This window comes from Sphingobacterium sp. Ag1 (assembly GCF_000988325.1).
In the GTDB taxonomy this organism is placed as follows: Bacteria; Bacteroidota; Bacteroidia; order Sphingobacteriales; family Sphingobacteriaceae; genus Sphingobacterium.
The window spans coordinates 350180-377000 of the sequence record NZ_LBGU01000044.1 but is presented as its reverse complement, the minus strand read 5'-3'; the positions used below and the strand labels follow the sequence as shown (position 1 = coordinate 377000).

The window sequence follows — 26821 nt, the reverse complement described above, 5'->3', positions numbered from 1 at the left end:
CCTAAAAGCATTTTCTCATGAAAAAATCATTCTTTGTTACTTATAAAATCCCCCTCTTTGTTTCGATACTCATGATCATTATGGGCGGGATATATGCGTATTCCAAGATTCACGCGGCATTATTTCCGCAGATCACTTTCCCAAAAATAAAGATTATCGCAGACGCCGGACAACAACCTATTGACCAGATGACTGTAGGCGTAACTAAAATACTGGAAGATGCAATCAAAAAAGTGCCTGATTTGCAATTACTCAAAAGTACGACCAGTAGAGGGAGTTGCGAAATATCGGCATTCATGTCCTGGGATATGAATATTGATCTGGCCAAGCAACAGATAGAGAGTAGTATCAACCAGATACGTAACCAATTGCCTAGCGATATCAATATCACTGTAGAGAAAATGAATCCTGCCATTTTACCCGTAATCGGCTATTCATTAAACTCAAATACAGTTGATCCAATTGAACTAAAGCAACTTGCCCTATACACCATTAAGCCCTATCTTTCCCAGGTTCCCGGGGTCAGTGAAGTGCGGATCATCGGCGGTCAGGACAAAGAATACCGGGTGCTAATGAACCAGCAGATGATGGCGCGATTGGGTATCACTTCCACTAAAATAGAACAAGCCATCAATAGTACAAATTTTATTAAATCCAATGGCTACTCTGCTGATTTCCGCTTTCTATACCTGACCTTGACCGATGCTCAAATCCGCAATGAAGCGCAATTGCAAAATTTGGTCATCAGCAACGATGGCAATCGGATTGTTAAGCTGGGGGATATTGCTCAAATTATGGTACACCAAGCCAAACAGTACATAAAGGTAAATGCCAATGGACAAGAGAGTATTTTGCTCGCGGTCATCCAACAACCCAACGCCAACGTTGTCGACGTGACAACAGCCATGGAAGCGAAAATCAGTGCGCTACAAAAAACATTACCGAAAGACCTTACCTTAAAACCCTACTATGTTCAGGCAGATTTTGTAAAAGATTCGATAAAAAGCGTAACAGATGCTTTATGGATCGGACTCGTATTGGCAATTATAGTAGCCATTATTTTCCTACGTTCCTGGAAAGCGAGCCTGGTTATCCTAATAACCATTCCGATAACACTGGCATTGACGATTTTATCGCTTTACGCCATGGATCAATCGTTTAATATCATGACATTAGGAGCTATTGCAGCTGCTATCGGACTTATCATCGATGATGCCATTGTCGTTGTAGAACAAATACACCGTACACACGAAGAACATCCTGAAGAAACGGCCACAACACTCGTACAAAAAGCCATAAATTACTTACTAAAAGCCATGATCGGGTCATCGCTTAGTACGATCGTGATATTTCTACCATTTATGTTGATGAGCGGCGTAGCTGGAGCCTACTTCAAGGTCATGACCGACACCATGATTTTAACGCTTATATGTTCCTTTTTTGCAAGCTCGATTTTACTTCCTGTAATTTATCTCTTTTTTTCATCCGAGAAAAAAAAACGGCAGCCAGCGCAACATCATGATGTCAAAGAGCGGAAATGGGTGGGATTTTTTTTAGACCGCCCTTGGTTAAGTTATTCGTTCATCATTATTTTAATACTGTGTGCAATGGTAATCTTGCCAAAGATCGACACCGGTTTTCTACCCGAAATGGATGAGGGCAGTATCGTTCTTGATTATAATTCACCTCCCGGAACCTCGCTGGAAGAAACAGACAGAGAGCTGAAACAGGTTGAAAAAATAATAACCGCTACACCGGAAGTAGAAGCGTATAGCCGAAGAACGGGCACACAAATGGGCTTTTTTATTACGGAACCGAATCGAGGCGATTATCTTATTCAACTAAAAAAACAGCGTAATAAAACAACAAATGAAGTCACCGACGAGATACGAAATCGCATTGAAGCATCAGGGCTGCCTTTGACAGTTGACTTTGGACAGGTGATCGGTGATATGCTTGGTGATCTAATGAGCAGCGTCCAGCCAATAGAGATCAAAATCTTCGGAACTGACCAAAGAACAATACAGGCATACTCAAAAAAAATAGCCAACATTGTACAAAAAGTTAACGGTACTGCTGATGTATTTGACGGAATTATAATTGCCGGGCCTTCGATAATCGTTAATCCTAAATTCCCTGTACTGGCACAATACAATATTTCTCTCGCCGATTTCCAAAGTCAATTACAGACCAACTTAGATGGTAATATTGTGGGCAACATCTTTGATAAGGTGCAATACACGCCAATACGTTTACTTTATAACTCACGTACCAATCAGTCGCTCAGTGATATCAACAACAGCATGATCGCACTCCCAAATGGCATACTGAAGCCCTTGAGTGAATTTGCAAACGTTACAATTACTGCTGGATCGGCAGAGATCAATAGAGAAGATCTTCAGTCATTAGGTATTGTGACCGCTCGATTGGACAATGGGGATCTAGGGGGAACCATCCAATCAATCCGGCAGCAAATTGATCTACAGATCAAATTGCCAACAGGTTATTCCATTAGCTATGGTGGAGCCTATGCCGAACAGCAACAATCTTTTGGTGAGTTATTGACAATTTTGCTCATCTCCTGTTTATTGGTTTTTGCGATCATGCTATTTCTATTTCGGAATTTCTTGCTTGCGCTTACTATATTATTTATTTCGATATTAGGTATTTCCGGAGGGATTATACTCCTCTTCCTCACCGGTACACCCCTCAATGTTGGCAGCTATACGGGTCTTATTATGATGGTCGGGATAATTGGCGAAAATGCTATTTTTACCTATCTACAATTTCACGAAACCTTGGCAACCAAGACAAAGGACCAGGCAATCATCTACGCTATTAGCACAAGGCTACGTCCCAAACTAATGACTGCAATTGGCGCGATCATCGCATTAATGCCACTTGCCTTGGGTATCGGCACAGGCGCCCAAATGCATCAACCGCTGGCAATCGCAGTTATTGGAGGATTTATCGTGGCTTTGCCCCTATTGCTCATTGTTTTTCCGACCTTACTTAATAAAATCAACTTCCGAGAGGGTAGCTAAACGCAATTTTCATTGGAGAGAAGCACGCTATTGACCTAATATTTATGTAAATTGCTAAAGTATAGAGAACAAAATAGCTATGGATTCTTCACTATTGGATGAGAACTATTGGGATGAACGTTATAAGACCAAATCGACAGGCTGGGATATTGGCTATGCATCCCCTGCAATCATCAACTATGCAGCGGGGTCTATTGCTAAAGATGCGGCGATTTTAATTCCCGGTTGTGGAAATGCTTACGAGGCGAAGGCTCTCCTTGCCATGGGGTTCAATCAAATTACCTTACTTGATATCGCCCCAACGCTCGTTGCAAAGGTAAGAAGCGAATTCGAAAATAACCCTAACATCCAAATTGTATGTCAAGATTTCTTTGAGCATCAAGGCCAGTACGACTATATTATTGAGCAAACCTTTTTTTGCGCGCTAGATCCCTTGTTACGCCCCAACTATGTACAACAAATGCATACTTTGCTCAAGCAGCAAGGTATATTGATGGGTTTATTGTTTAAACGGGAATTTGCGCAGCAAGGCCCACCTTTCGGTGGAGATCAAACAGAATACCAACACTTATTCAAATCTAAGTTTGACATTTTACACCTGACAGATTCCACCAATAGTATTCCCCAAAGACAGGGAAATGAACTGTTTTTTGAGCTGCGCAAAAAATTGTCTACTTGTCCGGCATAACCCGATAAGTGGGATCTTCCACGATATTGACCTTCACAATGTCTGCTGCATCTTTTAGCAGTGAGCGACAATCCTCACTGAGGTGCCACAATTCGATCTTTTTCCCTTGTGCAGCATAGCGTTCGGTAATTTTGTTGAGGGCATCCACAGCGGACATATCCACCACACGACTCTCCTTAAAATCTAAAATCACACGGTCGGGATCTTCCAAAACATCAAATTTATCCAAGAAGTTAGCTGTTGAACCAAAGAAAAGAGGTCCATAGATTTCATAATGCTTGATGCCCTCGGCATCCAAATATTTTCTTGCTCGAATGCGCTTCGCATTGTCCCAGGCAAATACAAGTGCGGATACCACGACACCAATCAGCACCGCAAGTGCCAAATTATGTAAAACCACCGTAATCGCTGCGACAAGAATACCAACAAAAATATCAGATTTCGGAAATTTATTGACAATACGCAAGCTCACCCATTGGAAGGTACCTATTGCCACCATCATCATCACACCGACCAGCGCTGCCATTGGTATCTGCTCAATGAAAGGAGCACCTACCAAAATAATCACTAAGATGGTCATGGCTCCAATAAAAGAAGAGATCCTCGTGCGTGCACCAGCATTCAAATTGACTAGTGTTTGAGCAACCATGGCACATCCACCCATTCCTCCAAAAAATCCATTGATTGCATTGGCTACCCCCTGCGCCATGGATTCGCGGTTTGCATTTCCTTTGCTCGCGGTTATTTCGTCCACCATATTTAGTGTCAAAAGCGATTCCACCAACCCTACTCCGGCCATCACCAACGAATACGGAAAAATCAGTTGCAATGTTTCCCAGCTCAGGGGTACATTGGGTAAATGTAAATGGGGTAATGTCCCACTGACAGAGGCTATATCTACTACTTTTTTGGTATCAATTCCTAAAAGAGAAACCAAGCCAAACACAACGAGAATAGCGACTAAAGAGGCCGGAACTGCCTTTGTGATCCGAGGAAATCCAATCACGATCAACATCGTCAGTAGAGTGAGTCCCCCCATGATGTATAAGGTACTTCCCGACATCCACTCCACCCCCGATCCTGTATTCTCTTTAAATTGGACCACTTGCGCCATAAAAATAATGATGGCCAGTCCGTTTAAAAAACCGTACATCACAGGCTGCGGAATTAAGCGTACAAATTTCCCCCATTTAAAAAGTCCGACCAAAAATTGTAGAAGCCCCGCCAAGACGACAGCAGCAAAAAGATAATCAATACCGTGACTTGCCGCCAGGGCCATTAAAACAACCACTGTTGCACCAGCACCTCCAGAGACCATCCCTGGCCTGCCTCCCAAAACGGAAGTAATCAAACCCATTAAAAATGCTGCGTAGAGTCCCGTTAAAGGCGGTAATCCAGCCAAAATAGCAAACGAAAGTGATTCCGGAATCATCGTCATCGCGACCGTTAATCCTGCAAACAACTCATTCTTAAGATTGATCGATTTTATATTGAATATTTCAAAGGTATTGTTCATTTCTAATTACTTGAACAGGATAATTGCTGCAAAGGTACTAATCGCACAAACACTTTTATCCTATATTTGTTATTCTTTACAAATTTTATCGCAAAACAGTATGTTCATTTCGATCAAACAACGCATTAACCAACGTCACTATAGTCTCTTTATATTTATCTTTTGGGTGCTTGTCCAGCTCGGGAATATAGGACCAAGTAAGGCAGCACTCCTTCCAGCAAGAGACTCTTTAATGAATTCAGATAGCCTATTTCGAGCGACATCAGTCGAAAAAAATCACTTGTTCCACCGCGAGCAGCCAAAACCATGGAACAATCATCGTATCAATGTAAAACAAACAGACAGTCTATTTGATTACCAAAAAAAGAACTTCTTAAGGGCGGGAATTGAGTGGTTCTCCATCCAGGCTATTCCTGCCTCGGTTAATTACTTCATTCGAAAAGATCCTGTTTCCCATATTTCCTTTAAAAACTTCTTTAGCCATTTAAAACTGTCTGCCTGGACCTGGGACGACAATCTTTTTGCAACGAATCAAATGGCGCACCCTTATCACGGTCAGTTTTATTTCAATTCCTTCCGATCCAACAACTATAGTTTTCTACAATCAACAGCTGCAACCGTAGCTGGTAGCTATATCTGGGAAACTGCAGGTGAAACCGAACCCCCATCCATCAATGATATCATCAACACAAGCTTTGGGGGTACTATTTTAGGTGAAATGACCCATAGACTATCGCATCATATTCTTTCACGACCAAGCCTAACTAAAGGACAACGTAATAAAAAAGAACTACTGGCCATGCTGATCAATCCGATAAACGGACTCAACCGATTGCTCGATGGGCGCTGGGGAGATAAGGTCAAGGGAGCTGTTATCGACAGTTCTTTAGTGCACACCGAAGTCGAATTGGGGCTAAGACGGTTTGATGCCAAAGAACATGACATCTTAAATAAAGGAAAGAATGACGTATATGCACGTATCAAACTGATTTACACCAACAATGATATAGACAAAAAGAAACCCTTTGATGACTTCTTCCTCAATTTGGAACTCGGATCAGATGATAGTTCCATTGTCAATGCGGTCAATGTCTATGCTTCGCTATATGGAAACCGTATTCTCTCCAATTTAACAGGACGCCACCGTGGTATCGTGTCTGCACATTTCGACTTTCTGCGCAATGAAGCTTTTTATTACGGATCCCAGAGCATCAATTACAATGTCTTTTCAAACTTCAATATTGGTAGCCGTACCAAGCTGACAACCATTCTTGGTGGTGGTCCGGTGGTATTGGCCGCTGTACCTGATCCCTACCTCCATTTTGGTGAAAGCCGCACATACGATTACGGACCCGGAGCTGATGTTAGGGCTTCGGCTACATTGAGCACATTGAACCGCTTTAAATTTGGTGTAGATTATCGTGGTGGATATTTTGTCACAATCAGTGGTAACAAATCCCACCATTTTCTTCATACGGCATCCACGAGTGCTTCAATGCGTATCTGGAAGAACTTTGGTGTCAACCTTTACTCTGGTTACTTTAGATTGGAAGGTCGTTATCAAGACCATAACAACGTAAACAAAGACTATCCTTTTGTCCGGATAGCCCTAGCCTACAACTCTGAATATTAACTATAAAAAAAGGCTTAACGCATTTGGTTAAGCCTTTCTCATCAATTTGTCCAATACTTCTTTAACGCTTCCTTTAAACGCGGGTCGTACCCGTATATATCCGGATAAGTAACAATTTTACCTTCGTCATCCAACCAAGTTGTATAATACGTGATATAAACTGGCATCTGCCGTTTTAGTGTTACCCAGCGAGACTTTGAAATGGAATCTGTCGTAATTTCTTTCGCAATTTTTTCGGCCTGTTTTTCATTATTGACAAGATAAGAAGCCAAATCCACAGGTTTTTCTACACGCACACAACCATGGCTGACCGCCCGGTTGCTTTGCCCAAACATTTGTTTTGCCGGCGTATCATGTAGATAAATAGAATAGGGATTCTCGAACAGGAACTTTACATTCCCCAATGAATTATCCGAACCGGGATTCTGTTTGAAACGAAAATTCTCCACAGAATCCGAATTCCAATTGACAGTTGTAGGATCCACTTGTTTACCTTTGTAATAAGCCACCATATTGCGCGACGCCAAATAGTTTGGATTATTCCGAACACTTGCCAATAATTCTTTCTTAACAATACTGCTTGGAATATTCCATACCGGATTAACTTGCATGGCATCCAACATCCCCTGCATCACAGGCGTCTCATGGTTCTCACCTTTCCGCGTATATGCCGGATTGTCTGTTTCACCCACACACACATTCATCAGTTGGCTTGTCTTCCCATCTTCCATGATATGTAAACGCTGTTCAGGTATGTTCACAAATACATATTTCTCCGGAAAAGCATCCCCCATCCAGCGCAATTTTTCCAATACCATTAACACCTGGCTTCGTTGTGCACTGTTTAGATTCCCATTTTCCAACAAATCTTGAAATCTAGCATAATATTGATTTTTAGGCTGTATATCGGCCAAGACGTTTCCGATTTTCACGCTGTCCAATAAGTTGACAACTTTGCCATAGCTCATACGTTTTTGAGGAACGAAATACCTTCCATAAAGGCGTTTGGGATTGACCACACCATATTTGATACTGCTGATATAAGCCACGAGTCCATCAGTGCTCAATAAGTCAAGCTTCGCCAATAAAGGATAAACTTCGGCAACATCTTTGCCCTTCAGTTTTCGAAGCGAAAACAACGTTTCCTTAATCGCAGCCGTATGGAAATAACTGGTCCGAATACCATGCTCTTCGCTTCGCTCGAAGTAAGTAATCATAGTATCGATACTACCATCAAAGAGATGTTCGGCAATTAAAGTCATCCCTTCAGTAGAATCCGATAATTCCTTCATCCAGCTCGGATTAACCAATTGGGATTTTTCCTTAGCATACACGTCACGGAAGACTTTTACGTAAGCAGCTGTGTCAAAATCCTTATAGGACTTATTTTCAAACTCCTTCGCCAGCACATCGCCATAAGTTGGAGGGTTATCTTTACAAGAAAAAAATACTACTGAAATAAATGAAATAAAAACTAAAAATCGTAACATATTACAAATCGTGAAAAAGAAATGGCTTCGCAATAATGAAGCCATTTTCTGGGGACAAAGATAAATAATTCTTATGGTCTAAAGAATCTTACCTGTCATTGAATCACTACAGAATCAATCACTGTATTTTTTCAGAAAATCTTCCAGCAATTCCACCATATCGGTATTGCCCAAAAAAGCTGCTGATCGTTGGTGCAAAGTTTTTGGCTCAATATCTAGTATACGCTGAGATCCATTCGAGGCTTTACCTCCGGCCTGCTCGATGATAAAAGCGATTGGATTGCACTCATACATCAATCTCAGTTTCCCATTAGGGTGTGCAGAAGTCGTTGGATAAAGAAAAATGCCCCCTTTGAGGAGATTGCGGTGTATATCGGCGACCATTGAGCCGATATACCGTGACGCATAGGGGCGTTGCGTTGCACTGTCTTCCATTTGGCAATATTTGATATATTGCTTGACGCCGTTTGGAAATTTGGAATAATTTCCCTCGTTAATTGAATAAATTTGGCCCGAAGCCGGAATTTTCATGTCGGGATGGGATAAACAAAACTCGCCGATCGATGGATCCAATGTGAATCCGTTTACGCCCTTTCCGGTTGTATACACCAACATGGTTGAACTACCATAGATCACATAACCTGCAGCGACCTGTTTCGTTCCATGTTGTAAAATATCATTGCTATTACAAGAAACACCCGTATCAGAAATTCGTCGATAAATGGAAAAAATAGTCCCCACAGATACGTTGACATCAATATTGCTTGAGCCATCCAGGGGGTCAATACACACAATATATTTGGCATTTTTGGAAACCCCTGACTGGATGTAAACTGGATTTTCATGCTCCTCTGAGGCAACTACACAGCATTCGCCCCCACTTTGAAGTGCTTTGATAAACTGTTCATCAGCGTAAACATCCAGTTTCTTTTGTCCCTCGCCCTGCACATTAACCTGTCCTGCATCGCCTAAAATATCAACCAATCCCGCTTTATTTACCTCTCTATTTACAATTTTTGCCGCAATTCCAATATCGCGCAAGAGTCTAGAAAGTTCCCCTTTGGCATATGGAAAATCGGCCTGTTTTTCAATGATAAATTGACCTAGTGTAGTTATACCACTCATAATATTGTTTTATTGGATATTTGTTGCACAAAGCTAAAAAAGTTAAACAAACTTTAGCAAACACATGCTGCTCATATTTAGCATTTTAGCAGACTAAATACGCAATCGATTGCGCTAAGTTTTGAAAACTCTTCTTTGCTAAAACGATTATTAGCTATTAAAAAGATAATAAAAGGTGGAAAGCAGTGGATAAATTTCAAAGAGCGACGATTAGAAAAAAAAACAATAAATGCTAAGTATTTGGTAATTTTGGCTAAATATTCTGATACAATGCAACAACTTATACAGCTCATCGAAAAGGAAAAATTGGGAAGCCAATTGGTAAAACAGCACACGTTGATCATAGATGATAAACAGGTCGTTCACGGCGCCCTATTCATGGTCAAAACCACAAAAAAAACATTTAAACTGATGATCCCGGCACCTTTTCACGAAGCATTGCTGAAAGAGCAGGTCAGCATCAATACATTGATCAAACATCCCCAAGTGATGCTATTAGCTTAATCAACGAGATATTCCACCCCCATAACTACCCCCAAGCAAACAAAACATAGTTCGATTGTGTTTATCATAGCGTGATTTCGATGTTTTTCACATCACATTCCGTCTCCCGAAGACTATAAAGCTGGCTCGACCTAGAAAATGGGGGCAAATTGAAAGCATATTATCAACGGGAAATTTTACAAAAAAACCCGGTAAAAGTGTAAAAATCACCTCGATATAACTTTTAACTTTAGGCAACAAAGACAACGCTATGCAACACCGCTATACACTTTCAGGAATGTCCTGTGATGGATGTAAAACAACAATCGAACATGCATTGAACGAGTTACCTGGGGTTCATGCCGAGGTGACTTTAAACCCACCAAGCATCACAATAACATCCCAGAAACACATTCCGTTACAGCAATTACAGGAAATAATATCCAAATTGGGGCCATATCAAATCGGCGAAGCACATCAGCATACTTCCGAAGTTCCCTCCGATCAATCCATGGAAGTTCCGCCTATCCATAGCGAACAGCAACACAATCATTCCGCTCAGTCAAATGCGACAATGCATCAGTCACAAACATTAGCTACGCCCGACAAAGTACATCATAGTACGTATGCAGATAAATACTATTGTCCGATGCTTTGTGAAGGCGATAAGCTTTATGATTCACCAGGAAGCTGCGCCGTATGTGGCATGCATTTGGTAAAACACGATTCAGTCTCGCACAGCGATCAGGAACATCAACATAATCCGCCTATTCAATCAAGTACAGCAGTTCCTACACCCCATAGTCGCGTCCACAACGATCATAATACTACACATCAGCCGAAGACAGCATCCCCAGCCGACAAAGCACATGGTAATCCGTCTGCGGATAAATACTATTGCCCAATGCATTGTGAAGGCGACAAGCTTTACGGCGAACCCGGAAACTGCCCCGTATGCGGCATGAACCTGGAAAAGGTCCCCATGTTAAAGACAGACCTTCAATATACTTGCCCAATGCATCCTGAGATTGTACAAGACCATCCCGGAAATTGCCCCATATGTGGTATGGACCTTGTGCCTATAGCCAATGGTAATAATGCGGACGACGATCATACCTATCGTAATCTTCGTATGAAATTATGGGTCTCTATCCTATTTACTGTCCCCATATTTATACTTTCCATGGGTGAAATGCTTCCGGGCAACCCGATCGGTAAAATCATTCCGCCCAGCTGGTCGGGATGGATACAACTGGTTTTATCTTTACCGGTTGTTTTTTACACCTGTTGGTCTTTTTTTCAACGTGGCTGGGTATCTTTCAAAACCTGGCGCCTTAATATGTTTAGCCTGATTGCACTTGGTGCTGGAGCTGCGTTTGTCTATAGTTTGGTAGGTCTATTTTTTCCGCAGATCTTTCCTGACGAATTAAAAAATCACCATGGCTACATTGCGCTTTACTTCGAGTCCGTTACCGTCATTCTAACGCTGGTATTGTTAGGCCAGGTGATGGAGGCTAAAGCACATTCCAAAACCAATTCAGCTATCAAAGAACTGGTCAAGCTGAGTCCTTCCGAAGCTACGCGCGTGGAAAATGGAATCGATAAAAAAATAGGCATAGATCAAATTCAACTTGGTGATATACTCAAAGTAAAACCCGGTGATAAAATTCCAGTCGACGGACAAATTACGGATGGCAACAGCAGCATCGATGAATCCATGCTGACGGGTGAACCTATTCCAGTAGAAAAGCAGGAAGGCGATCATGTCAGTTCAGGAACCATCAATGGCGACCGCAGTTTCCTCATGAAAGCAGAGCGTATTGGTTCGGACACACTCTTGGCTCAGATTATTCAACTTGTTAATGATGCCAGCAGAAGCAAGGCACCCATTCAACGGTTAACAGATAAAGTATCCGAGGTATTTGTTCCGATTGTCATTATCATTGCAATTTTGACATTTCTTACCTGGTGGCTCTGGGTTCCTTCTGCTTCCTTAGCGTTCGGCTTTGCCAATGCACTTGCCGTACTAATTGTTGCCTGCCCCTGTGCCTTGGGGCTCGCTACACCGATGTCCGTCATGGTTGGTGTCGGCAAAGGAGCCAAACATGGCATCCTGATCAAAGATGCAAGTGCGCTGGAAAAAATGAACCAGGTCGATGTGGTACTAACAGACAAAACCGGTACCATCACCGAAGGAAAACCCACCGTCGATGATATTCAACCAAACTCCTCCAATAGCAAAGACGAAATATTGTCTTTGGCTGCCGCTTTAAATACCAATAGCACACATCCTTTAGGTCATGCTATTATTGAAAGAGCAAAAAAAGAAAACAGTAAAACAGAAAATAAAGTTTCCGATTTCGAAAACGTAGCGGGGCAAGGAATCAAAGGAAACATAAACGGAAACAGTATAGCACTTGGCAATCAATTGTTGATGCAGTCTATCGGTATAGCAGTTCCACACGATATGAAGCAGATGGCTGAAACCGCTCAATCCAATGGAAAAACGGTGTCTTTCCTCGCAAAAGATCAAACCTTATTGGGCTATTTTAGTATTTCAGATCAAATCAAGGCTTCATCGAAGCAGGCAATTCAATACCTCCAAAAACATCAAGTCGATGTAGTCATGCTGACTGGAGATAATGTCCATACGGCAAAGGCTGTGGCGGATCAAGTCAGCATCAAGCATTTCAAAGCCAATGCCTTGCCCAAAGATAAGTTGCAAGAGATTCATACATTACAGCAACAAGGTCATGTGGTCGCAATGGCCGGTGATGGTATCAATGATGCCCCTGCCCTTGCTCAAGCCGATATCGGCATTGCCATGGGTACAGGTACCGACGTTGCCATACAAAGTGCTTCTTTGACTTTGTTGAAAGGAGATCTTACTGGAATTGCCAAAGCAAAAGTACTGAGTCATAAATTGCTTCGTAACATTAAGGAAAACCTGGGTTTTGCTTTTGTCTATAATATACTCGGTATTCCATTGGCAGCCGGACTGCTATATCCATCTTTCGGAATTCTCCTGTCACCCATGATAGCAGCTGCCGCAATGAGTTTTAGTTCCGTTTCGGTTATTTTGAATTCTTTACGCTTAAATCGTGCAAAGATCGATATCGATTAAAAACAGATATTCCCTATATTCGCTGCTACAATAACGACATATAGCTTACAGTAACATGCGTAATATCTTTTTAATCTTAATTACGGTTATCATCACAGTTGTCTGTGTCAAGAATCCGCAATCGGTTCAGCTCAATTTTCTCGGGGAATCACAAGTGGCACTATGGAAGCTACTATTGACATTTTTTATTGCCGGAATTGTCTTTGTATCGCTGCTAAAAACCGGAAAAAAGAAACAGCAGGTACACGAACAGGAGGAAATAGACGAATCGGAAGAAGAAAACGATCACAAAAAACCTCAATTATCGGATGAAGATCGAGAATTCCTCTCCTAAAAGAAAAAATAAACCACTAAAAATGAAGCCCTAAACAGCTGTAGCGCATTTTTATGGCATAAATACTTGCGTGGAATAGGGATTAACCCTATCTTTGCATCACTTCAAACAAGGAACGTTAGTTCTAAAACAAAGAAGTAAGATTCCGTAGCTCAGCTGGTAGAGCAATACACTTTTAATGTATGGGTCCTGGGTTCGAATCCCAGCGGGATCACAAAAGAAAAGCTAATCGCAAGATTAGCTTTTTTTGTTTTAAAGCTATTAGGATCCAAAAAAAGTTCGGCCGGGTTCGATCCTTTCGAGGCTCAGCAATATTAAAAATCACTATTTCCATTGATTTTTTTACAGAGCTAATTTAATAGCTTTGTTAGGCACATTAAATAGCACAACGGATGAAAAATTGCCCAAGATAAATTAGCTTCATCAGATTTGGCGTATCCTGATTTAATTCCGACACTCATGCAGAACGGCTTATATGGCTACTGTGACAAATCACTAAACATTAAGATAAAGGCATTTTTTGAAAAAGCAGAACTCTTCGAAGCTGTGAACAGCAGTATCCACTGTTTATTGGCTATCGCGGTGACCTCGATAAGGAAATATACGTCGGTTTAAATGGAATAGAGTACTGTATCAAAGACTAGTGTAAAAATCATTAATTTCCAAGTTACAGTCCGTAAAGACACTATTGCAGCTGTCATTTCACTAACTTTGTTAATAAGATAGACCAGCATGTACAAAAACAATTGCCCCAGATGATAGAAAAACTACTCTTCGAAATGAATACTTATGCTGCGCTCAGTGCAGAAACAACAGACATTTTGAAAACTATCTTTCAGGTGAAGCAGTTCAAAAAAAATGAACATATTCTACGTGCTGGAGAATATGCCCGATACTATTATTTTATATGTAAAGGATTATTAGGCTATTATAAATTAGACGCTGATGGTAATACCATCTATAAAATGTTTTTTGAAGAAAATAGCTTTTGTGCTTCCACCGCCGCCATCATCACAGAAACACCGAGCACGTTCAACATCGTTGCACTCGAAGATGTGGAGTTGATTCAGTATTCTGCCAAGGCTTTCCGTGAGCTTGTCCGGACAAAGCATGATTTGGCACTCTTTCAGATAGCCTACCTGGAAAAGAATTGGGTGGTCAAAAAAGAACCACTTGAAATCGAGCTGAAATGGGAATCTGCGAAGGAACGTTACCTTGAACTTCATCAGAATCAAGTGCTTTTCAAGCGCCTCAAGCAGCATCATATTGCCTCCTATCTTGGTGTAACACCCACGCAATTGAGCCGTATCCGTAAGGAATTAAAATAATAATTCCATCAACATCTGTACACGTTTTTAAAGATTATACTGTCGAATTTTGCCATATAAAGACAAAATTTATAAGCTATGAAAACAGTATACACCCTCCTATTTTCTGCTCTTAGCCTACCATTGGCGGCACAGCAAATTATTAAGACGCAAATCCATAGTGCCAAAATGAACAAAAACATTGAAACTGTCATAATTACACCCGACATGCAAGACGGGATCAATTATAAAACAGTTTATATACTCCACGGTTATAGCGGCAACCCCACCCGCACAGTGCAAGAAGATATTCCCGACTTAATCCAAAAAGCAAAAACATTTCAGACTATTTATGTACTCCCAAATGGCAACTTCAATTCTTGGTACGTAGATAGCCCCATCGATCCACATTCACAGTACAGCACCTTTATCGGAAATGAGCTAGTCAATTACATCGATCATCACTACCCGACGCAACAAAACCGAAATGCGCGCGGAATACTGGGCTGGAGTATGGGTGGCTACGGAGCATTGCACATCGGCATAGCCTACCCACAAACATTTTCGATCGTCGGAAGTTCATGCGGCGCACTTGATTTCGACCGCTTTGGACAAGCCTACCAGCAATATCAGGTAGACAAGGTATTGGGCGATTTCAAAAATCTGAACGATGTAGACCGCATCTACAGCAACGAAGATAAAATGAAGCACAATAAACAACGCTATATCCTCGATTGTGGAACTGAAGACCTGCAAATGCTGGAAATGAACCGGACATTCCACAAGCATCTGACCAACAAAAACATCGAGCATCTTTACATCGAATCAAAAGGTGGACACGATACCGCTTATTGGAGCAAATCACTATCACAACAGTTGGCATTATTTCAAAACTACTTTCAACATGAAGGACTATAAATCGACACTCTATGTTGCTGCAGGCGCTTGCAGCTATGGACTCCTCGCAACGATCGTGAAATATGCAAACCATTTAGGGATACACACAAGTCTGTTGACCTTTCTGCAGTTTATGTTTGGTTTTCTCTTTTTGTTGTCCTTTAATCTGTTATCAAAGCCTAATGCAGAAGAACATAACGCCATCAAATTTTCATCAAAAATTAAACTGATGGTCTGGGGCATTTCCCTTGGTTTAACAACAACACTTTACTATCTCTCCATCCAATATATCCCGGTATCTGTTGGAATTATTTTACTGATGCAATCCATTTGGATAAGTTTGGTTGCAGAAGCAGTACTGTTGAAAAAGTTTCCGTCAAAAGGCAAGATAACAGGAGTTATTATTGTTCTGCTCGGAACGACCTTAGCAACCAATCTATTCCAAAACAATAATAACCTTGATTACAGAGGAATAATACTGGGTTTAGGAGCGGGAATAAGTTATGCGCTGGCGATTTATGCTTCAAGCACAGTGGAGAAAGAGTTACCGAGTTCGGTACGAAGCCAATTCTTGGTCTTAGGCGGACTGCTGCTCATCGTAGCATTTTGGAACATGGATATTATTCGGTATGTGCAAGTTAATGCAATCCCCTGGGGATTACTGATTGCCATTTTTGGAACGATCCTACCGCCTTTATTGTTTACAAAGGGAATCCCGAAAACTGGAATAGCGATGGGAAATATTATTTCAAGTCTGGAAATCCCCGTTTCAACCTTATCTGCCATGTTGGTTCTACAGGAAGTTGTTTCAGGATTCCAATGGTTTGGCATACTCCTGATTTTAATGGCTGTCATTATAATTAATGTTGGTAAGTCGTAGTAGCCAGCCAATGATTAAATCTATTATATTGCCATAAGATCAGCCCCCATACCGGAACTATGGATGCAGCCATGTGGAGCATTTCAAATATATTGGATGCTCCACCAGTTTGGATCAGAAAGGACGAAAACAATAGGCTAATAGCCGCGGGCAATAAAACAAAGGATAGTGCCCGTGCAAGCCTACTGCTTCTGAATTGCTTATTTAAATTTAGAAAAATAGATATCGTACCAATCGCAATACAGAGTGTCACGAATGAAAGCAACAATTCTGTAAAAAAGGGCATGTAGCAACGTGCCCTTTTTGCCGCCTCATTATTTGCCTGAAGTATCGCTGTAAGGACAAACGTCGTCGATACACTAAACCCTATTATTCGCAGAAAATTAAAACAAAGCTTCCTTTTCATCAGCACAATAATTTAAAGTAAACAAACAAAGCGGCTAATAGGCCTGAACTCCCCCGTTCCCTCCTATTTTTTCTTAATACATTTCGACCAGTTCCTACGGAGAGCGGCAATCCCAAAACTGATTTCAACGCCGACCTTTTACAAGTTACAGCTGATAAATCCCTGTAACTATCAAGCTTTAAGTAAAAACAAGAATTTTTTTAAAGATGCAAATTAATCCTTGAAAGATAAATGCCAAAGCACTATTGGACGTGGTCCTGACGATATTGGACGGATGGACCTTAATATTTGTCGGCATGCTACATCTGAATATTTTTTCACTTTTTACTAAGGTTTATCCTTCCTGTTACGTATCTATCTAAAATTATACACCATGAGATTGACTGATGACATCAAACAACTAATCATAAAGTACATTGGCGACAACTTATCTCCCGATGAAAAGACCGATTTAAAGTTATGGTTGGATGAATCAGCAGAACACCGTATTTTTTTTGAAGACCTTTTAGATCGCGATGATTTTATCAATGATTTAAATCAATGGAGCCTACTTCAGGCCTCAGATACAATGGATTGGAACGAAAGGTTAAAGACAAAGACCCTAGAGACCATTCGGAGCTCCGCCATTAAACCATCTCCTATAAGAAACCTAAAGCGTTTGCTACCCTACGCTGCAGCTTTAATAAGCCTAATTTTAGGTGGTCTGATGTATTTCATGGTGGTAAAAAAACAGGCTACACCGATCAGCAATCGAATGGTCTTAAATGATGTGGAAGCACAGAACAACCAGGCTGAAATACGACTTTCGAATGGCAAAGTACTCCAGGTATCGAGTCAGAAAGGAGCCCTTGTTTCAGGAGATAAATTGACCTACGAAGACGGTACTGTTCTACAAAGCGAATCTTTAAAAGAAGATCTGATGGCTACAGTCAATACCCCCGCCGGCACAATGCTGAAACTGCTATTGGAAGATGGCTCGGAAATTACGCTCAATGCGAAAACAACACTCAAATACCCGCTTCATTTTGCAAAAAACAAACGTGTTGTTGAAGTTGACGGTGAAGCCTATTTCAAAATTGCAAAAAATAAAAAGGTTCCATTTCAGGTCGTTTCCAATGGACAGCTCATCGAAGTCACCGGTACCGAATTCAACGTAAACACCTATTCGAAATCCCAAAGTAGTACAACGCTTGTGGAGGGAAGCATCAATCTATCCGCGCAAGGGCAAACGTTACAGCTCAGACCCAACCAACAAGCGCTCTTAGCTTCGGGTCAACTATCCAAAAAAGTGGTCGATCCCGCTAACTACATCGCGTGGCTCGACAATAAATTCTATTTTAATGAAACGGACCTTCATACTGCCCTACAACTGATCGGTCAATGGTATGACCTGCAAATCATCTACACGCAACCGATAAAAGAAACACTATTATATGGCGAAATTCAACGTACGAAAAGTCTATCGGCAGTCCTAAAAATTTTGGAACGTAGCCATATTAAATTTGAGTTGATCCAAGAAAATGGCATCCGTAAACTCTTTGTTTCAAACTAACCAATTATCAATGAAATAACCCAAAAACAACAATTATGAGAAAACCAACCTAAGGAGACAAAACGAGATACTAAAAAAAAGCCGACCAATGCTACGAACATTAATCGGCCATAATAGCGATCTCCATTTTTGACCGATTTACCCAATCAGTTTAACAATAGATTATATCCCTAATTCAACAAATTTATGAATTTTAAATTTCTTGTTCATAGAAATCGAATTGCTGTGAACATTCCCAAGCAATGGAAGACCAAAATGAAGCTGAGCGCATTTTTTACTCTTGCATGTGTTGTTAAGCTGTCTGCAGCCAGCTACGCACAATCAATCACGATTAAAGCCAAAAAAATGTCTTTGGTGCAGGTACTACGTACCATCCAAAAACAGAGCGGCGTCCCCTTTCTATTGAATGGTAAAGAACTTGCTGAACTAAAAATTGAGGCGCAGGTTCGTAATATGCCTTTAGAAAAAGCTGTACCTATCCTCTTAAAAGGCCAACCCGTCGATTGGAGTTTTCAGGACAATATGCTTGTCGTAACGAAGTTAAAAACAAACCACCTATCGTATGACCTTCCAAGCAATTACGTCTTAGTGCAACAAAACCGCACCATCAAGGGAAATGTTCACGATAGCAAAGGAACCGCGCTCCAAGGTGCAACAATTATGATAAAAGGTTCGACAAAGGCAACTACTACAGATGCAAGTGGTAACTTTCAGATTGAAGCAAATAATAACGCCGTAATTGTCATTAAAATGATCGGCTACCAAACCAAGGAAATCTCATTGGCCAACCAGCTTTACCTCAATATTGAACTTAGCCAGCATATCGACGCATTGGAGGAAGTCGTCGTCGTAGGCTACGGTACGACCAAAAAGAAAGAACTAATCGGTTCGGTTTCCCAAGTTGATGGGAAACAACTCGCCAAACGCTCCGTTCCCCAGCTTGCTCAGGCCCTCACAGGTCAAATGCCGGGCGTGACCGTCATACAGCGATCTGGCCAACCCGGGGCAGCAAACAATACCATACAGATTCGTGGTGTGGGATCATTCGGCGCCAGTACCGACGCACTTATTTTAGTTGATGGTATCCCCACCAATTCCTTTAATGATATTGATCCAAATGATGTTGCCTCGATATCGGTATTGAAAGACGCCTCCTCAGCAGCCATATATGGAGCTAGAGCCGCAAACGGCGTTATTCTGGTAACAACAAAAACAGGCGCAGCTGGCGGAAAATTAACGGTCAATTACAATGGTTATTATGGGATCCAAAAGCCAACAGCCTTCCCCGAATTTGTCAACTCTTGGGAGTACGCTTCCTTACTCAACGAAACCACAAGTGGTGGCGGTGGTTATACGGCCGAAGAAATCCAAAAATTTAAGGATGGCTCAGATCCTGACAATTATCCCAATGCCAATTATATGGCAAGCTCATTTAAGTCGCAAGCAACACAAACAGGCCACAATTTAAATATATCCAATACCACAGATAAAATACAATACACCTTATCTGCTGGTTTTCTGAATCAAAAAGGTATTGTCATCAAAAACAATTTTGACAAATACAATGTCCGCCTCAATCTCATTTCAAACCTTAATGACAAGCTCAAATTAACGACGCGGGTAGCGGCAATTCAGACCGAAACAGACGAACCGGCAGCACCGGCAACGCTCGACTTCTCCCGCATGACGGATATCATTTCTCAGGTGATTCGCTATCCCGCCATATACCCTATTCGGTTGAGCAACGGTGACTGGGGTGCAGGAAATAACCTGAAAGGGACACCCGTATCTTTCCTGGAGAGCGAATCCTTCTACAAAGAAAAAGTATCCAATATATCGGGAAACGCAAGGCTCGATTGGAAACCGATTTCAGATCTGACCTTATCCGCTATTGGTGGGTATACGCAGACGAATGGCCGTACAAAACTTTTCAGAGCTTCGCAAAGGATCAACAATTCCATAATTCTGGGCCCCTCAAATCTGAACCAAAGTGCGCCCTACGACACTTACAAAACTTTTCAAGCTTTAGCAGACTACACGAAGACTTTCGGGTCGCATAACTTGAAAATATTAGGTGGTTATTCTTTCGAAAAAGGCTACAGCGAAGGTTTAAGCGCTTACCGCCAGAATTTTCCCAGCAATGATCTTACCGAGTTAAATGTAGGTTCACCAGATGGGCAACAGAACGCTGGGACAGCCTCAGAGTGGGCATTGGAATCATTATTTGCACGCATACAATATAATTATGCCAAGAAATACCTTGTCGAGGGTGTTGTTCGATACGATGGGTCATCCCGTTTTCCAACCGATAAAAAATATGCTACCTTCCCTTCGATTGCAGTAGGTTGGTTGCTGAGTGAAGAATCGTTTATAAAGGACCATTATAGTTGGATCGACGAATTGAAAATCAAAGGATCTTATGGGGTACTTGGAAACCAAAATATCGGAAATTACCCGTATCAAAATATTTTAAATACCGGATATAACTACCCCTTTGGTAATGCAATATCTCCAGGCTTAGCTCGAACCACCATTGTTGACCCTACCCTACGCTGGGAATCGACCCGAACGGCAGATGCGGGCATGGAAGTGGCTTTATTTAAAAATTTATTGACATTCAGTAGCACCTATTACAACCGATATACTTACGATATTTTGGTGAGCCCAGGTTCTAGTGTTTCGAATGTGCTAGGTTTTGACGTCGGCCTACAAAATTCTGGAAAACTACGAAACACAGGATGGGAATTTACGTTAGGGCATCAAAAAAAATTAAATGATTTTTCTTACAATGTAAATCTAAACTTCTCTACGGTCAAAAATAGGGTCGTCGATTTGGGTGTCGGCAATATCAATCAACCGAATGGCTTAGTGGGAAATGGTTCAACCCTATTTATCGGTTACCCCATCCAATCCTACTACGGCTACCAGGCCGATGGCTTATTTATCGATGCTGCTGATATCGCAAGCTATGCCAATCAAACCAGCATCAACCCAAAACCGCAACCAGGCGATATCCGATACAAGGACATCAGTGGCCCCGACGGTGTACCTGATGGAAAAGTAGACGCTACGTACGACCGAACTGTGATTGGATCACGTATCCCCAAATACACCTACGGGATGAATATCGGGATGAGCTACAAAGGGTTTGACTTAGGAATACTTCTTCAAGGTGTAAGCGGTGTTAAAGGCTTATTGGACAATTATGCTGGATTTGCGTTGACACAAAACGGCAATATCCAACGCTGGCAAGCTGACGGCAGATGGACAGCCGCCAATCCCGATAGAAATGCCATTTATCCAAGAATTGAACAATTGCCGAATACCGGCACACCCAATACCCTGCTATCAGACTATTGGTTACTGGATGCGAGCTACCTACGACTCAAGAACATCCAATTGGGCTATACCATCCCTAAGCATATCCTTACCAAATGGAAATTGTCGGGTCTAAGGGTTTACGCAAATGCCGAAAACCTATTTACCAAAAGCAACTATAGAAAAGGCTGGGATCCCGAAATCAATTCAAGCGGCGCCTACTACCCTATTATGCGCAATTTTACATTTGGGGTTAACCTAAGTTTCTAACCGATCGATAAAACACCATGATACACATTACATGCAAACCTATAAAATTGGCCTTATGCATTCTTTTTGCATCAAGCCTGAGCATCAGTTGCAAAAAGCAACTGGAAACCAATCCATTGGATAAATTTGCCAACGAAACCTTTTGGACAAATGAAACCAATGCAAAATTGGCCTTGACCGGTCTATATAAAGGTGAAATCCAAATGAACTCCCTCGCCGAATTCAGCCCTACAGATTGGTGGTCCTATAATGGCCTGCTTTACCTGGAGTTTGCTTCGGATAATGCCTACGATAGACGTGGTGATAATTCGGTTTTCAATAAACTATCCGATGGTACATTAACGAACAATAATAGTGTTCTTGGAAATTACTGGACACTTTCCTACAAAAGAATTGCCCGTGCTAATTTTTTTCTTGAAAATATTGATAAGGCCCCTATTTCAGCAGATCTGTTGACCCGTTTCAAGGCAGAAGCGCGGTTTATTCGTGCTTGTCAATATTTCTACCTCTCTCAATACTGGGGTGACGCTCCCTTGGTGACCAAAACCTTAACACCCAATGAGGCGAATCAGGTATCCAAAGCAAAAAAACAGGAATTGGTTACTTTTGTTGAACGTGAATTACAGGCAGCGGCAAACGACTTACCGAATTATGGCAAATTGACTGCCGCAGAACGGGGCCGCGCAAGCAAACAGGCAGCCCTCGCTTTCCTGGGACGCATCCAACTGGCCGAAAAAGCCTACGCCGACGCGATCAAAAGCTATGAGCAGATCATCAATGCCAATGAAAATAGCATTGATCCCAACTATTCAGGCTTATTTAATGGAACCAACGAAACGAGCAAAGAGATTATTTTTGCCACGCAGTATCTTGTTGATCTCGCTGGAAACGGTATGTTCCAACACAATTTTCCCGCAGTCGCTGGGGGTTGGCATCTCCATTGCCCGCTTGGTAGCCTTGTAGAAAGCTATGGTTTCACCGATGGAACGGCATTTTCGTACGATGATGCGCGCTATAATGCGCAAGACATCAGCAAAAACCGGGATCCGCGTTTAGCCTTCACGGTGATAACAAATGGAGACCGCTTTAAAAATTTAAAATACACCTCACATCCAGATTCCACATTGTCTATCGATCAATTGACAACAACAAAACAGGCAACACGCACGGGCTACGGATTACGCAAGTTCAACGATGAAGGCTTTAGTGGAAACTTACAAAACTCTGGAGCCGATGTTCCTATTATACGCTACGCCGAAGTCCTCCTGAGTTACCTTGAAGCCAAACTCGAAAATGGCGATCCTATTACCAGCGACCTACTGGACAAAACCATCAACGCTGTCAGAAAAAGAAGCAGCGTTAATATGCCAGCCATAACCGTCCAAAGCAGTAGCGCACTGCGTTCGACCTTACGTAACGAAAGACGTGTCGAACTTGCACTGGAAGGACTCCGTTATTGGGATTTATTACGTTGGGGTATCGCAAAAGATGTACTAAAGGGTGATTTCTATGGGGCACCATTCCCGAACGCAAAAAATCTCCGTATAAAATCCGGTGGAAGTAAAGACCCGTATAACCGCTGGTACGTAACCAGCAAGTCCTTCCGAGCTGGCCAAGATGAACATTGGCCAATTCCACAGAATGAAATTAATATCAATCCAAATTTAAAATAGTACCTTGGGTATCGTCAATTGTCAAACGATACCCTTTAAACAAAATTCAACGTATATGAAGAAGCCACTATGCCTAACGTTATTACTCTCCGCGAGCCTTTTCGTTACGCTACCCATCGTTAGTTTTGCCCAAAAGGCAAGTAAACCGAATGTCATCTATATTTATGCGGATGATCTTGGTTTCGGTGATTTAAGTAGCTATGGTGCCAAACAAATCGAGACACCCAACCTGGATAAGCTCGCCCGAAACGGCGTTCGATTTACCAATGCACACAGTACATCGGCAACTTGTACTCCTTCCCGTTTTGCATTGATGACCGGAACGTATCCATGGCGTCAGGAAGGTACAGGCATTCTGCCAGGCGATGCCAAGCTAATCGTTCCTACGGATAAAATTACATTACCCAAAGTATTTAAACATGCCGGCTATGCTACTGCCATTGTTGGCAAATGGCATATGGGGCTCGGAAATCAGGTCCAAAAAGACTGGAATGCCCCCATCAAACCCGGACCTAATGATGTGGGTTTTGACTATTCATTCATTTTCCCCGCCACAGCAGATCGCGTCCCAACAGTGTTCCTTGAAAACGATCAAGTTGTGGCCGCTGAAGCCAATGATCCAATCCTGGTGGACTATGAAAAGAAAATTGGTAATGATCCTACGGGCAAAGAACACCCCGAACTGCTCAAAATGCATTCTTCACCGGGTCAGGGCCACAATCAGACTATCGTCAACGGTATCGGAAGAATCGGCTACATGAGCGGCGGAACACGTGCCAGGTGGGTGGATGAAGAAGTTTCCACAACATTTCTTCACAAAGCTCAGGACTTTATTTCCCAACATCAAAACAAACCGTTCTTTCTCTATTTCTGCTTGACAGAACCACATGTCCCACGTATGCCCGCAACACAATTTAAAGGGAAAAGCAAACTCGGCTACCGCGGCGATGCTATTCTGCAGTTGGATTGGACCGTCGGACAAATTCAACAGCAGTTGCAGCTCTTGGGACTTGACAAAAACACGATTATAATTTTCAGCAGCGACAACGGGCCCGTTCTCGACGACGGCTATATGGATGGAGCTGTGGCCCAACAAAATGGCCATCTACCCGCAGGCCCACTACGCGGTGGCAAATATAGCATCTTCGAAGGCGGAACGCGCGTGCCCTTTATCGTGAGCGGCAAAGGTGTTGCACAGGGGAAAGTTTCCAATGCTTTGATCAGCCAAATAGATCTCTTGGCAACAAGTGCCCAATTATTGGATGTTCCACTAAAAGCAGATGAAGCAAAAGACAGCGCCCCACTCTTGAAAACCTTAACCGGTCAAGATAATAAGGGACGTAGCAGTATGGTACAGCATGCGCAGACACTGGCTATCGTAAAGGACGAATGGAAATATATTGCACCCAGCAAAGGTGCCCCCTACATGAAACTAACCGATACTGAAACAGGAAGTCTTCCGGAAGATCAGTTATACGATCTCAAAAATGATATCGGCGAAAAGAATAATGTGGCTTCAAAATATCCAGAAAAGGTTGCTGAACTCAAGCAGTTATTGGAAGGAGAACGTAAAAAATGAAAATAAAAGCTGGACTCGCCCTCATCCTCCTCGGATGGGGGACTCTTTTTGCACAACAAAAGAAAAAGCAGCATCAATTGCCCAATATTATATTTTTCTATGCGGACGATTTAGGTTATGCCGAAACGGAGCCCTATGGACAGCGATTGATCAAAACACCACATATCCAGCAGCTGGCACGCGAAGGTCTACGTTTTATAAACCACTATACAAGTACACCCGTCTGCGCCCCCGCCCGTTGCATGTTATTAACGGGCAAGCATGGTGGCCAATCCTATATTCGTGGAAATTATGAATTGGGCGGTTTTGCAGATAGTCTCGAAGCTGGCCAGATGCCACTTCCTGAAGGAACCTATACCATGGCTCATCTATTTAAAAAAGCCGGCTATCAGACCGCAGCCATTGGAAAGTGGGGACTTGGGATGAGTAATTCCACCGGAAGCCCCAACAAACAGGGATTTGATTATTTTTTTGGCTACCTGGACCAAAAACAGGCCCACAATTACTACCCAACTCATCTTTGGGAAAATGAAACAAAATATCCTCTTCAAAACAAGGAAAAATTTGTACATACTCCTTTAGATTCCAGTAAGGCCACGTCGGAGGACTTCAAGCAGTTTGACGGTAAGGAATATGCACCTGAACTAATGACAGCGAAAGCGCTGGCTTTTATCGACAAAAACCGAAGTAAACCTTTTTTCTTATACCTTCCTTATACTTTGCCGCACTTATCACTACAAGTTCCCCAGGAATATGTAGATAAATATAAGGACCTCTTCCAGGACAAACCGTATTACGGACAGGACGGCTATACCGCTACCCCCTATCCAAGAGCGACCTATGCGGGTATGATCACCTACCTGGATGACCAAGTCGGTACCATTATGAAACATATCAAATCATTGGGAATAGATGACAATACCATTATTCTGTTTTCCAGTGACAACGGAACTGGTTTTAATGGGGGCATAGATTATCGCTTTTTCCGCAGTGTCGATTCGCTTAGGGGATTAAAAATGGATATTTTTGAAGGTGGTATCAAAGTTCCGTTAATTGTCAGGTGGCCAAACCATATCAAAGCCAATGCTGAAACGGACCTTATCTCGGCCCAATATGACCTCATGGCAACCTTCGCACAGCTGGTTCAACAAAGCCCCGGACACAGCAATGGGCTCTCCCTCCTTCCAACCTGGCTGGGTCAGAAGAATCAACAGAAACATCAATACCTCTATTTCGAATATCCAGAAAAGGGCGGCCAGCTCGCCATACGCGAAGGACGTTGGAAGGCCGTCAAACTCGATCTGAAGAAAAACCCCAAAGCAAAATGGCAATTGTTTGATTTAACGACAGACCCTTGGGAAGAAAATGATTTAGCTGCACAATACCCGCAAATGCTGCGACATTTTGATGAAATTGTTCAGCATGAACACCGACCTGCCCATATTCAGGAATGGGAAATTGTAGCGAATAAGATGATTAAAAAATAAATCGATTTCTTTCTT

General features: G+C 42.1%; 18 protein-coding genes and 1 tRNA gene. 15 read left to right on the top strand and 4 right to left on the bottom strand.

Annotated features, from left to right (window positions below; all coding sequences use genetic code 11):
- Positions 1 to 17: 17 nt before the first annotated feature.
- Both AAW12_RS22325 and AAW12_RS22320 read left to right on the top strand, forming a co-directional pair.
- Positions 18 to 3044 carry an efflux RND transporter permease subunit gene (locus AAW12_RS22325; RefSeq protein ID WP_046675874.1) on the top strand — a complete coding sequence of 1009 codons (3027 nt, stop codon included), beginning with the start codon at positions 18 to 20 and terminating at the stop codon, positions 3042 to 3044.
- 79 nt (positions 3045 to 3123) lie between these two features.
- Complete coding sequence (locus tag AAW12_RS22320; RefSeq protein WP_046675873.1) at positions 3124 to 3732, top strand: methyltransferase domain-containing protein; 609 nt, start codon at positions 3124 to 3126, stop codon at positions 3730 to 3732.
- Here the strand turns inward: AAW12_RS22320 and AAW12_RS22315 are convergent.
- Entirely contained in the window at positions 3716 to 5248 is a 1533-nt protein-coding gene (locus AAW12_RS22315; protein ID WP_046675872.1) for a SulP family inorganic anion transporter, read from the bottom strand. The two genes, AAW12_RS22320 and AAW12_RS22315, sit on opposite strands and share 17 nt — an antisense overlap.
- 100 nt (positions 5249 to 5348) lie before the next feature.
- On the opposite strand from AAW12_RS22315, the gene AAW12_RS22310 reads away from it, so the two are divergent.
- Complete coding sequence (locus AAW12_RS22310; protein WP_053003933.1) at positions 5349 to 6881, top strand: DUF3943 domain-containing protein; 1533 nt, start codon at positions 5349 to 5351, stop codon at positions 6879 to 6881.
- A gap of 41 nt (positions 6882 to 6922) precedes the next feature.
- Here the strand turns inward: AAW12_RS22310 and AAW12_RS22305 are convergent, their stop codons facing one another.
- Both AAW12_RS22305 and fbp read right to left on the bottom strand, forming a co-directional pair.
- Positions 6923 to 8371: a L,D-transpeptidase family protein gene (locus AAW12_RS22305; protein ID WP_053003932.1), complete on the bottom strand. Its 1449-nt coding sequence runs from the start codon at positions 8369 to 8371 to the stop codon at positions 6923 to 6925.
- A 114-nt stretch (positions 8372 to 8485) separates the two neighbouring features.
- Positions 8486 to 9496 (bottom strand): class 1 fructose-bisphosphatase, encoded by a 1011-nt coding sequence (gene fbp, locus AAW12_RS22300; protein WP_046675871.1) that lies wholly within the window; start codon positions 9494 to 9496, stop codon positions 8486 to 8488.
- Positions 9497 to 9766: 270 nt separating this feature from the next.
- Here fbp and AAW12_RS26350 point away from each other — a divergent pair, with 270 nt between their 5' ends.
- The 7 genes from AAW12_RS26350 to AAW12_RS22265 all read left to right on the top strand — a co-directional run bounded on the left by AAW12_RS26350 (position 9767) and on the right by AAW12_RS22265 (position 16521).
- Positions 9767 to 10000 carry a hypothetical protein gene (locus tag AAW12_RS26350; RefSeq protein WP_046676375.1) on the top strand — a complete coding sequence of 78 codons (234 nt, stop codon included), beginning with the start codon at positions 9767 to 9769 and terminating at the stop codon, positions 9998 to 10000.
- A gap of 250 nt (positions 10001 to 10250) precedes the next feature.
- Positions 10251 to 13103 carry a heavy metal translocating P-type ATPase gene (locus AAW12_RS22290; protein ID WP_046675870.1) on the top strand — a complete coding sequence of 951 codons (2853 nt, stop codon included), beginning with the start codon at positions 10251 to 10253 and terminating at the stop codon, positions 13101 to 13103.
- 55 nt (positions 13104 to 13158) lie between these two features.
- Positions 13159 to 13437 (top strand): lipopolysaccharide assembly protein LapA domain-containing protein, encoded by a 279-nt coding sequence (locus AAW12_RS22285; RefSeq protein WP_046675869.1) that lies wholly within the window; start codon positions 13159 to 13161, stop codon positions 13435 to 13437.
- A gap of 141 nt (positions 13438 to 13578) precedes the next feature.
- Positions 13579 to 13651 (top strand) — tRNA-Lys (locus AAW12_RS22280).
- Positions 13652 to 14192: 541 nt separating this feature from the next.
- Positions 14193 to 14765 (top strand): Crp/Fnr family transcriptional regulator, encoded by a 573-nt coding sequence (locus tag AAW12_RS22275; protein WP_084823288.1) that lies wholly within the window; start codon positions 14193 to 14195, stop codon positions 14763 to 14765.
- 78 nt (positions 14766 to 14843) lie between these two features.
- Entirely contained in the window at positions 14844 to 15662 is an 819-nt protein-coding gene (locus AAW12_RS22270) for an alpha/beta hydrolase (protein WP_046675868.1), read from the top strand.
- The gene (locus AAW12_RS22265) at positions 15649 to 16521 is read left to right on the top strand and encodes an EamA family transporter (protein ID WP_046675867.1); all 873 of its coding nucleotides are present in this window, start codon (positions 15649 to 15651) and stop codon (positions 16519 to 16521) included. Before AAW12_RS22270 ends, AAW12_RS22265 begins: the two co-directional genes overlap by 14 nt.
- On the opposite strand, the gene AAW12_RS26120 is transcribed toward AAW12_RS22265, so the two are convergent.
- Positions 16502 to 16927, bottom strand: coding sequence for a hypothetical protein (locus tag AAW12_RS26120; RefSeq protein ID WP_046675866.1), 426 nt, complete (start codon positions 16925 to 16927; stop codon positions 16502 to 16504). The two genes, AAW12_RS22265 and AAW12_RS26120, sit on opposite strands and share 20 nt — an antisense overlap.
- Before the next feature lie 373 nt (positions 16928 to 17300).
- On the opposite strand from AAW12_RS26120, the gene AAW12_RS22255 reads away from it, so the two are divergent.
- The 5 genes from AAW12_RS22255 to AAW12_RS22235 all read left to right on the top strand — a co-directional run bounded on the left by AAW12_RS22255 (position 17301) and on the right by AAW12_RS22235 (position 26806).
- Positions 17301 to 18479 carry a FecR family protein gene (locus tag AAW12_RS22255; protein ID WP_046675865.1) on the top strand — a complete coding sequence of 393 codons (1179 nt, stop codon included), beginning with the start codon at positions 17301 to 17303 and terminating at the stop codon, positions 18477 to 18479.
- A gap of 186 nt (positions 18480 to 18665) precedes the next feature.
- The gene (locus AAW12_RS22250) at positions 18666 to 22067 is read left to right on the top strand and encodes a SusC/RagA family TonB-linked outer membrane protein (protein ID WP_053003929.1); all 3402 of its coding nucleotides are present in this window, start codon (positions 18666 to 18668) and stop codon (positions 22065 to 22067) included.
- A 17-nt stretch (positions 22068 to 22084) separates the two neighbouring features.
- The gene (locus AAW12_RS22245) at positions 22085 to 23740 is read left to right on the top strand and encodes a RagB/SusD family nutrient uptake outer membrane protein (protein ID WP_046675864.1); all 1656 of its coding nucleotides are present in this window, start codon (positions 22085 to 22087) and stop codon (positions 23738 to 23740) included.
- 55 nt (positions 23741 to 23795) lie between these two features.
- Complete coding sequence (locus AAW12_RS22240) at positions 23796 to 25319, top strand: sulfatase-like hydrolase/transferase (protein ID WP_046675863.1); 1524 nt, start codon at positions 23796 to 23798, stop codon at positions 25317 to 25319.
- Positions 25316 to 26806: an arylsulfatase gene (locus tag AAW12_RS22235; RefSeq protein ID WP_046675862.1), complete on the top strand. Its 1491-nt coding sequence runs from the start codon at positions 25316 to 25318 to the stop codon at positions 26804 to 26806. The genes AAW12_RS22240 and AAW12_RS22235 overlap by 4 nt, the downstream gene beginning before the upstream one ends.
- Positions 26807 to 26821 lie beyond the last annotated feature (15 nt).